This is a genomic window from Aeromonas sp. FDAARGOS 1407, from assembly GCF_019048725.1.
GTDB classification, from domain to species: Bacteria; Pseudomonadota; Gammaproteobacteria; order Enterobacterales; family Aeromonadaceae; genus Aeromonas; species Aeromonas enteropelogenes.
Map to the genome: position 1 here is coordinate 2859885 of NZ_CP077399.1, position 11678 is coordinate 2871562.

9 protein-coding genes are annotated in these 11678 nt (G+C 61.6%); 6 read left to right on the top strand and 3 right to left on the bottom strand.

The genetic code is table 11. The features are described from left to right. Positions 1–357: 357 nt before the first annotated feature. From I6L37_RS13615 to I6L37_RS13625, 3 genes are all read right to left on the bottom strand, one after another. Positions 358–1680 carry a Na+/H+ antiporter family protein gene (locus tag I6L37_RS13615; protein ID WP_042025976.1) on the bottom strand — a complete coding sequence of 441 codons (1323 nt, stop codon included), beginning with the start codon at positions 1678–1680 and terminating at the stop codon, positions 358–360. Between the two features lie 243 nt (positions 1681–1923). Beyond that, positions 1924–2604 (bottom strand): ribonuclease T, encoded by a 681-nt coding sequence (rnt, locus tag I6L37_RS13620; RefSeq protein WP_216992126.1) that lies wholly within the window; start codon positions 2602–2604, stop codon positions 1924–1926. Positions 2605–2685: 81 nt separating this feature from the next. After that, positions 2686–3414, bottom strand: coding sequence for a phosphatase PAP2 family protein (locus I6L37_RS13625; RefSeq protein ID WP_216992127.1), 729 nt, complete (start codon positions 3412–3414; stop codon positions 2686–2688). A 251-nt stretch (positions 3415–3665) separates the two neighbouring features. Between I6L37_RS13625 and I6L37_RS13630 the strand changes: the two genes are divergently transcribed. The 6 genes from I6L37_RS13630 to folC all read left to right on the top strand — a co-directional run bounded on the left by I6L37_RS13630 (position 3666) and on the right by folC (position 11647). Further along, complete coding sequence (locus I6L37_RS13630) at positions 3666–4787, top strand: 4-phosphoerythronate dehydrogenase (RefSeq protein ID WP_216992128.1); 1122 nt, start codon at positions 3666–3668, stop codon at positions 4785–4787. 155 nt (positions 4788–4942) lie between these two features. Further along, positions 4943–5959: an aspartate-semialdehyde dehydrogenase gene (locus I6L37_RS13635; RefSeq protein ID WP_042025981.1), complete on the top strand. Its 1017-nt coding sequence runs from the start codon at positions 4943–4945 to the stop codon at positions 5957–5959. 287 nt (positions 5960–6246) lie between these two features. Beyond that, positions 6247–8451 carry a FimV/HubP family polar landmark protein gene (locus I6L37_RS13640; RefSeq protein WP_216992129.1) on the top strand — a complete coding sequence of 735 codons (2205 nt, stop codon included), beginning with the start codon at positions 6247–6249 and terminating at the stop codon, positions 8449–8451. 141 nt (positions 8452–8592) lie between these two features. Continuing rightward, entirely contained in the window at positions 8593–9402 is an 810-nt protein-coding gene (gene truA, locus I6L37_RS13645) for a tRNA pseudouridine(38-40) synthase TruA (RefSeq protein WP_042025983.1), read from the top strand. A 119-nt stretch (positions 9403–9521) separates the two neighbouring features. Further along, positions 9522–10385 (top strand): acetyl-CoA carboxylase, carboxyltransferase subunit beta, encoded by an 864-nt coding sequence (gene accD / locus I6L37_RS13650; protein ID WP_026458562.1) that lies wholly within the window; start codon positions 9522–9524, stop codon positions 10383–10385. Positions 10386–10387: 2 nt separating this feature from the next. Beyond that, entirely contained in the window at positions 10388–11647 is a 1260-nt protein-coding gene (gene folC / locus I6L37_RS13655; protein WP_216992130.1) for a bifunctional tetrahydrofolate synthase/dihydrofolate synthase, read from the top strand. The last annotated feature ends 31 nt before the right edge of the window (positions 11648–11678 follow it).

Genomic DNA, 11678 nt, shown 5'->3' on the forward strand with positions numbered 1-11678 from the left:
TGAGCGGCCTTTTTTTATCTTGATGGGGGGAGTTGCCATAAGGCTGGTAGTGCAGGATCGAGAGTGCCTTGTTGGCAACGGATTTACCCTGTGGTTGTTGCCGCACTTGCAATGGCAAGAAAGGGAATAAGGAGAAGGGGCGCTTGTGACCTCAACGAGCGAGCGACAAGAGAAACAAGAGAAGAGGGGCATGAAGAGGAACATAAAAAGATGCAGGGGGCCAGCTTGCCTGTTCCCCTGACATGAGGCAAAGCCTGAGTGTGCGGGCACTCTTCCATTCGTAGTCGGCGGCAGGCAGTAAAAAGGCGACCCCGAGGTCGCCTTTTGCATCTCTTTATCCAGCCGGATATCTCGCGCTTAGAGCACCATGGCGGCAATCCAGCCGAAGATGATGAGCGGGATATTGTAGTGGATAAAGGTGGGCACCACGCTGTCCCAGATATGGTCGTGCTGACCATCGGCATTGAGACCCGAGGTCGGGCCCAGGGTGGAGTCAGAGGCGGGGGAGCCAGCATCACCCAGCGCGCCGGCGGTGCCGACCAGGGCGATGATCGCCATGGGGGAGAAGCCCAGTTGCAGGCAGAGGGGCACATAAATGGTGGCGATGATGGGCACGGTGGAGAAAGAGGAGCCAATCCCCATGGTGATAAGCAGACCCACCAGCAGCATCAGGAAGGCGGCAATCCCTTTGTGCTGGCCAATGCTGGAGGCAACGACCTGCACCAGGCTTTCGACCCCGTGGGTGGCCTTCATCACGGCGGCAAAACCGGCGGCGGAGATCATGATGAAGCCGATCAGCGACATCATGCGCACCCCCTGGGTGAAGGCATCCTGGCTCTCGCGGAATTTGATGACGCCACCACAGGTGAAGATGACGAAACCGGCCAGGGCACCCAGGACGATGCTGTTGGTCATCAGCTGCAGGCCGAGGGCCACGGCGATGGCAAGCAAGGCAACCCAGATGTGGGTGAGGTTGAGCTCGACGGCTTCCGGCTCGGCATCCAGGATCTTGGCCAGATCATACTGACGGGGCTTGCGGTAGCTAATAAAGACGGCCACCAGCAGACCCAGCACCATGCCGCCGACCGGGATGGCCATGGCCATCGGGATCTGGCTGGTGGTGATGGCGACGCCGTTGTCGATCAGGTTCTTGGCCAGAATGTTGTTCAGGAAGATGCCGCCAAAGCCGACCGGCAACAGCATATAGGTCGCGGTCAGGCCGAAGGTGATGACACAGGCTACCTGGCGACGGTCGATCCGCATCTGTGCCATCACGTGCAACAGGGGCGGGATCAGGATCGGAATGAAGGCGATATGAACCGGGATCAGGTTCTGGGAAGAGATGGCGACGGCCAGGATGGAGCAAAGCAGCAGAGCCTTGACCCAGAGGATACGGGAGCTGCTGGCATCTTTGCCCAGTTGGCTGATCACCTTGCGGGCCAGCAAGTCGGTGATCCCGGAGCGGGAGATGGCGACGGCGAAGGCACCCAGCATGGCGTAAGAGAGGGCGATTTCGGCACCGCCACCCAGGCCACCGCTGAAGGTGCTGAGGGTGTCGGTCAGCGAGAGCCCGCCGACCAGGCCGCCGGCAATGGCGCCCAGGGCGAGGGAGACCACCACATTGATCCGCAGCAGGCTGAGCACCAGCATCAGCCCCACTGCGACAACAACAGGATTCATTTGATTTCCTTATAGTTTGTGATTGCTGTCTGTCATATGAAAGAGAGCTAGTTTGCGAAAAATGTGACAAATGTCGAGAAAAAAATCAGGAGAGAGGGGCATCTGGTAGCGGCATCTGGCACAAAGTTGATCCTGTACGGGATTTATCTCCGCAGTTCGTCTCTATGCTGGTCAGAATGGGGTCAGGAAGATGCCCCGGCCTTATGGCCAACAGCAAAAAGGCTGCCCATGGCAGCCTTTTGTTTATGCCTCCTGCGCATCGTTGTTGGCAGGGGCATCGGTGGTCTCTTCATTCACCTGGGCGGGAGGCCAGCCCCCCATGCTCTTCCAGCGGTTGACGATATGGCAGAAGAGATCCGTGGTGCGCTCCGTGTCATAGAGGGCGGAGTGGGCCTCTTTGTTGTCAAACGGGATGCGGGCAGCCTGACACGCCTTGGCCAGCACTGTCTGGCCGAGGGCCAGCCCGGACAGGGCGGCGGTATCGAAGGTGGCAAAAGGGTGGAACGGATTGCGCTTGAGCCCGGCCCGCTCGGCGGCGGCCATGACGAAGCCATGATCGAAGGTGGCGTTGTGGGCCACTATGATGGCGCGGCCGCAATCCTGCTCCTTCATCCCCTTGCGAATGCCCTTGAAGATCTCGGTCAGCGCCTCTTTCTCTGAGACGGCTCCGCGCAGCGGGTTGTAGGGGTCGATGCCGGTGAACTCCAGCGCGGCCTTCTCCAGATTGGCCCCTTCGAACGGCTCGACATGAAAGTGGAAGATTTGGTCGGGCACGAGCCAGCCCTGCTCATCCATTTTCAGGGTATAAGCGGCGATTTCGAGCAGGGCATCGGTTTTGGCATTGAAACCTGCGGTTTCAACATCGATGACGACGGGGTAAAAACCACGAAAACGGCCCTTGAGGGTATGAACTGCGTCGGTCATGGGATCTCGGTCGGCGTAAAACAGGGCGGCATTATGGCAAAAAAGCCGGTGCTTGTCCCCCCGTCTGGCCAAGGGGGCGACCTAGTACCGGCGCAGCCACCAGCGCGCCGCAATGAGGGCAGTGAAGGCACCAAGCAGGGCACTGGCCAGCACGTCAATGGGCCAGTGCATGCCGAGCAGCATCCGCGACAGACCAATTCCCAGTGCCCACAGGGGGAGCAGCCAGACTCCCCCGGGGGCACAGGCCAGCCAGATCAGGCCGAAAAACTGCGCCAGCGCGATGGCGGCGATGCTGTGGCCGGAGGGGAAGGCGTAGTTCACCTCCGCCTGCCAGTGATGACTCAGCCAGTCGGGCAGGGCCAGCAACTGGCTGGCGGCATGGACCTGTTCGCTGCGCAGTTCGGTGGCGCTGGCGTAGAAGGCCTTGATCGCCGGGATGAGGGATTGGCTCTCGAGCCAGAGCAGATAGGGCCTGGGCTCCTCAGTCAGGTGCTTGATGAGGCTCTTGAGGAGCCAGTCACAGACCAGCAGGGCAAACAGGGCGCCGGCGAGGGCCACAAAGGCGGCGTGATCCAGTTTGAGCTTGTGGCGGGTCAATAGCAGCAACACGGCGCCTGTTACCGCGATCCCGGGGAGATCGACCGTACGGGTAAGGGCGTAGAGCCACCATAGCCAGTCCTCATGCAGCAGCGCGGGAATAAAAGGTTGCCAGGGCAGGCAGACGAGCAGCAGCAGGGGGAGGATCAGCAGGGCGCTGAAACCGGCTACCTGACGGCGAGTGAGGGCGGTGGCGTGAAGCTGTGGCGACATAAAGAAAAGAGACAAGGGCGATGGCAAAAGAGGGTCATTGTGCCAGCGGGCAACCGGGAGGGCAAAGTCTGTTGCCTCCTTGTTACCTCTGCTTACACAATCGGCCACATAGCGTCCTCCATCTGGTTGTTGTGTGTACCGCAGCGCTGAAATCGGGACGCGCTGGCACTGTTATTGCGTAACGGGCTGAAATACTGACTGGCTTTGGGCTAGAATGGCGCGCGCTGGCGGTATTGACCAAAGAGAGCCCGATGAAAATAGTCGTTGATGAGAATATGCCCCACGCCGTGGAGCTGTTTGCCGAATTCGGTGAGGTCGTCCCCCTGCCAGGGCGGCAGATGCAGGCGCAGGATCTGCAGGATGCGGACGTCCTCCTGGTGCGCTCCGTCACCCGGGTCGACGCGGCCCTGCTGGCGGATTGTCCCAAATTGCGCTTCGTCGGTACCGCCACCATAGGGACGGATCATGTGGACAAGGCGCTCTTGGCGAGTCGCCACATCCCCTTTTTCAGTGCCCCCGGCTGCAACAAGTATTCGGTCGGTGACTATGTGCTGAGCGCCTTGCTGGTGCTGGCCGAGCGCTACGAACTGGTGCTCGCCAACCTGACCCTGGCGGTGATCGGTGCCGGCAACACCGGCGAGTGCGTGGCCACCAAGGCCGAGGCGCTCGGCATGAAGGTGCTGCGCTGCGATCCGCCCAAGGCCCGCAGTGGCGCGGCGGGGGAGTATGTAGATTACCAGAGCGCCCTTGGCGCCGATATCATCAGCTTCCACGTGCCCATCACCCGCGAGGGGCCGGATGCCACCTTCCATTTGCTGGGGGAGCAGGAGATTGCCAGGCGGCCCGCAGGCCAGATCCTTATCAACGCCTCCCGCGGCGAGGTGTGGGACAACCGGGCGCTGCTTGCTCGCCAACAGGGGCCTGAACCACTGCGGTTGGTAATGGATGTGTGGGAAGGGGAGCCCGATCCGTTGCAGGCGCTGGTGCCTCATACCGAGATCGCCACGCCCCATATTGCGGGCTACAGCCTGGAGGGCAAGGCCCGTGGCACCTGGATGCTCTATGAGGCGCTCTGCCGCCAGTTGGGGCGCGAGCCGCGCCAGGATCTGCGCCGCCTCCTGCCGCCGCCCGATGTGCGGCTGGTCGAGCCGGGCCGGGCGCCGGATCAGGCGTTGATCAAGCAGCTGGTGCACCTTATTTATGACGTGCGCCGCGATGATGCCCGTTTTCGCAACCGGCTGGGGCAGCCCGGCAGTTTCGATGCCCAGCGCAAGCACTACCCGGAGCGCCGTGAACTATCCTCCCTGCAGATCGGCGGGGAGCATGCCAGCGCGGCGTTGGGGGCCTTGGGATTCGATATCTCCCGGCCCTGATCGGGTGGCACGAAGCGGCCATTCGCGCGTGATTGCCAAGTTATTACCGAACTGGTGTCGGGGTCCTTGCACCGGTTCGGACATTTCAGGCAGACACCAGTCTGCCGACCATGGTGCCTGTCGGCGCCATCGCACCATTTTCAGAGGAGAACAGAATGAGCCAGCAGTTTAACGTAGCGGTATTGGGCGCAAGCGGCGCCGTGGGTCAGGCGATGATCGAGATCCTGGAGGAGCGCGAGTTCCCGGTGGCGACCCTCTATCCGCTGGCCTCCAGCCGCAGCGCCGGGGAAACCGTGCGCTTTGATGGCAAGAACCTCGAGATCCAGGATGTCGAGGAGTTTGACTGGAGCCAGGTGCAGATCGCCCTTTTTTCCGCCGGTGCCGAGGCGTCCGCCAAGTGGGCGCCGGTTGCCGCCGAGCACGGCTGCATCGTCATCGACAATACCTCCTGCTTCCGTTACGACGAAGACATTCCGCTGGTGATCCCGGAAGTGAACCCGGACGCCCTGGCGGATTTTCGCAACCGCAACATCATCGCCAACCCGAACTGCTCCACCATCCAGATGCTGGTGGCGCTCAAGCCCCTGCACGACGAGGTGGGCATCGCCCGCATCAATGTGGCGACCTACCAGTCCGTCTCCGGTTCCGGCAAGGAGGGGGTGAGCGAGCTGGCCGGCCAGACCGCGCAGCTGCTCAACGGCCGTCCGGTGGAACCGAGTCTCTATCCGCAGCAGATCGCCTTCAACCTCATTCCGCAGATCGACAGCTTCACCGACAATGGCTACACCCGTGAAGAGATGAAGATGGTATGGGAGACCCAGAAGATCCTGGGGGATGCCAGTATCGCCGTGAACCCTACCTGCGTGCGGGTGCCTGTGTTCTACGGCCATGCCGAGGCGGTCCATGTCGAGTTGCACCAGCCGCTGGATGCCGAGCAGGTCAAGGATCTGCTGCGCCATGCTCCCGGCGTGACCCTGTTTGACGAGGAAGAGGATTATCCGACCCCGGTGCGCGACGCAACCGGCAAGGATGAGGTGCTGGTGGGCCGAGTTCGCCAGGATATTTCTCACCCTTGTGGTGTAAATATGTGGATCGTGGCCGATAACGTTCGTAAGGGCGCCGCCACCAACAGCGTACAGATTGCCGAATTGCTGGTGCGCGACTATCTGTAAGGGCTGAAGGCAGTATGGGGACGCGGCAGGGAGCGCCGCGTACCTGGGCACTCGATACCGGCACTGGTGCACCTGATCCGGGTGTGACCGGGGCCGCACTACGTTGCATCCAGATTCTGTTGTGATATCAACTGATTAAGTTTTTTCCTACACTCAGGAACAAGTTGGGTGCTAAATGTGTCGGACTGCTGGCTTGCGATGCAAGCCTGATTTATATTGAACCGATTGTTTTGGGGTAACTATCCAGATTTTTCAATGTGATAGGGCCGTCATACGAAGGAACGAATATGGGACATTCCCGCATAACGTTGGCAACGCTACTCGCACTGGGCCTGCTGGGCCCGGCCCAGGCCGAAGATCCTGCGCGCGCGCCTTTTTTTGTCGAGCTCAAAGGCCCTGATCAGCCTGAAGCACCTGCCGTCAATACTCAGCAGCAGGCCGAGCCGGCAGCAAGACCCGTGGCACAACCGGTGCGTGCCACCGCCCAGCCCGTGGTTCGTCAGGTCGCCACCGCCAATGCGGGCAGCTATGGCCCGATCCGTCCGACCGATACCCTCTGGAGCCTGGCGAACAAGTACCGCCCCTCCAGCCGGGTCAGCGTCTACCAGACCATGGTCGCCATCTACGAGAAAAACCCCCGTAGCTTCGCCGATGGCAACATCAACCATATCTTGGTGGGGTCCCGCATCTTGCTGCCCACGGCGGCAGAAGCGAGCGTCATCACGGATGCCGAGGCCCGCGCCAAGTTCCGCAGTGACAACGCCAGCTGGAAGGGGCTGAGCCCCAAATATCTGGCTGACAAGCAGGCTCATACCGCCAAGCCCGTGGTGGCCAAGGCGGCCCCTGCCAAGCCTGAGCCGGTCAAACCCGAATCCGTGAAAGCGCCTGTGGCTCCCGCTCCGGTCGTCAAGCCGGCGCCCATTCCTGCACCTGTCGTCGAACCCAAGGCACAACCGCAGGAAGTGGCCAAGGTAAGCGAACCCGCCCCGAAAGGGGCGGTGGTCCCGGCCCCGAGTGCGGCAGCCGAAACGGCGCCGACCCCGCTGCCGTCCGATCTCGACAAGCCGGTGGGCCAACCGGCGACCGAGATGGCGCTGGCGCTGGAAGATGCCAATGCCCAGCTCGGCCAGATGACCGAGATGAACCACAGGCTCAAGCTGCGTCTGCAATCCCTGACCGAGGAGGTGGAAACCCTCAAGGCCCAGTTGCAGGATCAGACCGCGCTGCAAAAAGAGATTGCCGAACTCAAGGCCAAACCGGTACCGCCGGTGGCGGCCGAGCCAGAACCCAAGCAGAACTGGCTGATGGACTTGCTCTCTTCGCCGCTCAACCTCGCCATGATCATCCTGCTGCCGGTGTTGCTGGTATTGGCGATGGTGACCCTGTGGTTGCGTGCCCGTGCCCGCCGCGAGCTGGAAGAGCAGGAGAAGAGCCTCTCCGAATCCACCGCCATGATGATGGATCAGGATCGCAACGAGTTTGACGACCTGCTCAGCGTCGATGTGACCGACAACGAACCGGTGCGCCCCGTGGTGCCGGATCTCAACACCCCGGACGGCTTTGCACCGGACGAGCCGGAAAAAGCGGATGTGGATCTGGTGTTCAGCGATGAGGGCGAGATGGAGCTGCAAGGCTTCGAGCCCGAGCGGATGCCGGCCCAGAGTGCGAGCCGCGATCCGGATCTGGTGCCCGACCTCGATCTGGAGCATGACGAACCGGTGGCGCTGGACAGTGAACCCGCCATGGATCTGGCCGGCGAGTTCAATCCCAAGCCGGATGCCGCCGACGAGATCATGAGCGAAGAGGAGCTGCAAGCGGCCCTGTTTGCCGAGCTGGATGCCGATCTTGCTGCGGATATCGAACCCGAACTGAACCAGCAGGCCACTGATAAAGAGGCGGATGATGAGCTGGCAAGCTTCGATCTCAGCGATTTCGAGAGTGCCTTCGACGCGCCCGCCGATGAGGTGAAGAGTGAAGAGGCGAAGGGGGACGAGGCGATCGAACTGAGCGCAGACAGCAGTGCCGACGAGATGCTGGCTGAGCTTGGCCTGGAGCCTACCGGTACCCAGGATGCCAAACCGGATCTGGAGTGGGATCCCAACGAACTGGCGCTGGCCGATTTCGAAGATGCCTTCACCGAGGTGGAGTCTCATCCGAGCGATGTGCAGCCGCGCGAGCAGGCCGAGGAGAACGGCTACGTCGAGATTGACAAGCTGCTGGCCGAAGCCGATGCCGGTGTGCCCGAGCAGGAGCCTTACCAGAACTTCTCCCTGGACGTGGGGCTGGACGGTTTCCCCGAAGTGTTGCCGGAATCCACCGGGTTTGACGTGGACGCCGACGATGGCGGCGTGGGGGCCAAGCTGGATCTGGCCCGCGCCTACCTCGAGATCGACGACAAGGATAGCGCCCGCGAGCTGCTGCAAGAGGCGGTGGAGCAGGGGAGCGATCACCAGCGCGCCGAAGCCGAGAAGCTGCTCAAGCGCCTTGGCTAGACCAGCGCCGGCAAGACAATAACGACAGGGGCAGCCGGCAGGCTGCCTCTTTTCTTTCGGCTTTTTGGGATTTTTGAGACGAGGCGCGTATAATCCGCCAGTTTTCTTTCACCGTCCTTTTACAACAAGACAAGTTTATCCATGCGAATTGCCCTAGGTATTGAATATGACGGCAGCCGGTATTTTGGCTGGCAGCGTCAGCGCGAAGTGATCAGCGTGCAGGAAGAGCTGGAAAAAGCCCTCAGCCGCATCGCCAATCATCCGGTCTCTATCCAGTGTGCGGGCCGAACCGATGCCGGTGTCCATGCTACCGGCCAGGTGATCCACTTCGATACCCACGCGATCCGCAGCGAGTCCGCCTGGACCCTGGGGCTCAACTCCAACCTGCCGCCGGACATCGCCGTGCGCTGGGTCAAGGAGGTGGACGAGGAGTTCCACGCCCGTTTCAGCGCCACCGCCCGCCGCTACCGTTATGTCATCTACAACCACAACTATCGCCCGGCGATCCTCGGCAGCGGCGTCAGCCACTACCACGAGACCATCGATGCCGAGCTGATGCACCAGGCTGGCCAGTATCTGCTTGGTGAGCAGGATTTCAGCTCGTTTCGGGCCATCGGTTGCCAGTCCAAGACCCCGTGGCGCAATGTGACCCACCTGTGCGTCAGCCGTCAGGGGCCCTATGTGGTGCTCGATATCCGCGCCAACGCCTTCTTGCACCACATGGTGCGCAACATCACAGGTTCACTGCTGCTGGTGGGGCAGGGGCTCAAACCTGTGGAGTGGATCGCCGAGGTGTTGGCGGCTAAAGATCGCAACCTGGCAGGGCCGACAGCCAAGGCCGGTGGTCTCTATCTGGTGGACGTGGATTACCCGGCAGAGCTTGCCCTGCCGCGGGTGCCGCTCGGTCCGCTGTGGCTGCCGGACTCGGCACCGGGTACGACCAGTTTTTAGTAACTGCGCCCGAAAAATTGTGGTTTAATGACCCGTCATTTGTTGCCATCGAGCTATTAAGTCATTGAACAACCAAGGCTCGATGCGTGTTGTCAGGCACAAAAGCATTAAGGAATTCCATGAGCTGGCTTGAGAAGATTCTTCCCAAGAGCAAGATCACTGCCCCTCGTCGTCACAACATTCCGGAAGGGGTGTGGACCAAGTGCAGTGCTTGTGAACAGGTGCTCTACCGGGCAGAACTGGAGCGCAACCTCGAAGTGTGCCCCAAGTGTGATCATCATATGCGCATCAGCGCCCGTGCCCGTCTCGAGAGCTTCCTCGACGAGCAGGATCGGACCGAAGTCGGTGCCGAGCTGGAGCCCCATGACGTACTGAAATTCAAGGATTCCAAGCGCTACAAGGATCGTTTGTCTGCCGCTCAGAAAGAGACGGGAGAGAAAGATGCGCTGGTGGTAATGAAAGGGACCCTCAAAGGGGTGCCGGTCGTTGCCTGTTCATTCGAATTCTCCTTCATCGGCGGCTCCATGTCCTCCGTGGTCGGTGCCCGTTTCGTGCGCGCCGTCGAGGAGTGCCTGAAGGATGGTCGCGGCCTGGTCTGCTTCTCTGCCTCTGGCGGTGCCCGCATGCAGGAGGCCCTGTTCTCCCTGATGCAGATGGCCAAGACCAGCGCGGCGCTGGATCGCCTCTCCAAGGCGGGCCTGCCCTATATCTCTGTATTGACCGACCCCACCATGGGTGGCGTTTCCGCCAGTCTCGCCATGCTGGGTGACGTCAACGTGGGCGAACCCAAGGCGTTGATTGGCTTTGCCGGTCCGCGAGTCATCGAGCAGACAGTGCGCGAGAAACTGCCGGAAGGCTTCCAGCGTTCCGAGTTCCTGCTGGAGAAGGGCGCCATCGACCTCATCATCGACCGTCGCGAGATGCGCAATCGTCTGGCCAGCCTGCTTGCCAAACTGATGAATACGCACGTCATCGAAGAGTAAAGATGAGCTCAAACATGCAACAATCCCAAAGCCGGTCGCTGGTCGACTGGCTTTCTTATTTGGAGCAGATCCACCCGGTCAATATCGACATGGGGCTGGATCGGGTCGGTCTCGTCGCCCGCCGCATGGAGCTCACCGAGCTGCCGTTCAAGGTGATCACGGTGGCGGGCACCAACGGCAAGGGCTCCAGCTGCGCCATGGCGGCCAGCATCCTGATGGCGGCGGGCTATCAGGTCGGTGTCTACTCCTCTCCCCATTTGCTGCGCTTTACCGAACGGGTACGGATCAACGGCGAGGAGCTGAGTGAGCGCGATCACTGCGCCGCCTTTGCCGAAGTGGAAGCGGCCCGTGGCGAGACGGCTCTCACCTTCTTCGAGTTTGCCACCCTGGCTGGGCTCTGGCTGTTTCGCCGCGCCGCGCCGGACGTACTGCTGCTGGAAGTGGGGCTGGGCGGCCGGCTCGATGCCACTAATGTGGTGGAATCCGATGTGGCCCTGATCACCTCCATTGCGCTCGATCACTGCGACTGGCTGGGGGATACCCGGGAGGCGGTGGCGGTGGAGAAGGCCGGGGTGTATCGCGCCGGCAAACCCGCCATCAGCGGTGAGCCCAATCCGCCAGCTACCATTGCCAGCGAGGCACTGCGCATCGGCGCCAATTTGCGTCAGGTCGGCATCGACTTTCGTGGTGATGAGCACGACAGCGGTTGGGATTATCACGGTCTCAACCACTGGTGCGATCTGCCCAAACCGGCCCTGCCGCTGATGAACGCGGTGACCGTGCTGGCCGCGCTGGAATCCCTGGGTCTGCCGCTACCGGAGTCTGCCATCCGCGAAGGGTTGGCGAATGCCCGCCTGGCCGGGCGGATGCAGCGGCTGCAAACTGCGCCGCTGGTCATCGTCGATGTGGCCCACAATCCCCATTCGGCGGCCTATCTGGCCAGCCAGCTGCGCCAGATCCCATGCAAAGGCGTGCGCCGGGCCGTGGTCGGCATGCTGAAAGACAAGGACATGGCGGGATCGCTCGCCGAACTCGATGGCCTTATTGACGAGTGGCATCTGGCCAGTCTCACCGGGCCGCGTGCGGCCAGCGCCACCCAGCTGCGCGATGCGCTGGGGGAGGGCAGAGGCCCGGCACAGACTCACGATGCCGTGGTTGACGCCTATCGGACTGCCCTGGCTGCATCGAGTCCGGATGATATGGTCATTGTGTTTGGTTCGTTTTACACTGTCGCCGACATTTTGGCGCAGGTCCCCCGCTAGGGCAGTCTCCTGCCCCCGCTTGCGGGGGCCT

What these genes read in the sequence shown, in the direction of transcription:
- I6L37_RS13635 (WP_042025981.1), top strand. Translation starts at nt 4,943, where the DNA reads ATGAGCCAGCAGTTTAACGTAGCGGTATTGGGCGCAAGCGGCGCCGTG.
- I6L37_RS13625 (WP_216992127.1), bottom strand. Translation starts at nt 3,414, where the DNA reads ATGTCGCCACAGCTTCACGCCACCGCCCTCACTCGCCGTCAGGTAGCC.
- I6L37_RS13640 (WP_216992129.1), top strand. Translation starts at nt 6,247, where the DNA reads ATGGGACATTCCCGCATAACGTTGGCAACGCTACTCGCACTGGGCCTG.
- folC (WP_216992130.1), top strand. Translation starts at nt 10,388, where the DNA reads ATGAGCTCAAACATGCAACAATCCCAAAGCCGGTCGCTGGTCGACTGG.
- I6L37_RS13630 (WP_216992128.1), top strand. Translation starts at nt 3,666, where the DNA reads ATGAAAATAGTCGTTGATGAGAATATGCCCCACGCCGTGGAGCTGTTT.
- accD (WP_026458562.1), top strand. Translation starts at nt 9,522, where the DNA reads ATGAGCTGGCTTGAGAAGATTCTTCCCAAGAGCAAGATCACTGCCCCT.
- rnt (WP_216992126.1), bottom strand. Translation starts at nt 2,604, where the DNA reads ATGACCGACGCAGTTCATACCCTCAAGGGCCGTTTTCGTGGTTTTTAC.
- I6L37_RS13615 (WP_042025976.1), bottom strand. Translation starts at nt 1,680, where the DNA reads ATGAATCCTGTTGTTGTCGCAGTGGGGCTGATGCTGGTGCTCAGCCTG.
- truA (WP_042025983.1), top strand. Translation starts at nt 8,593, where the DNA reads ATGCGAATTGCCCTAGGTATTGAATATGACGGCAGCCGGTATTTTGGC.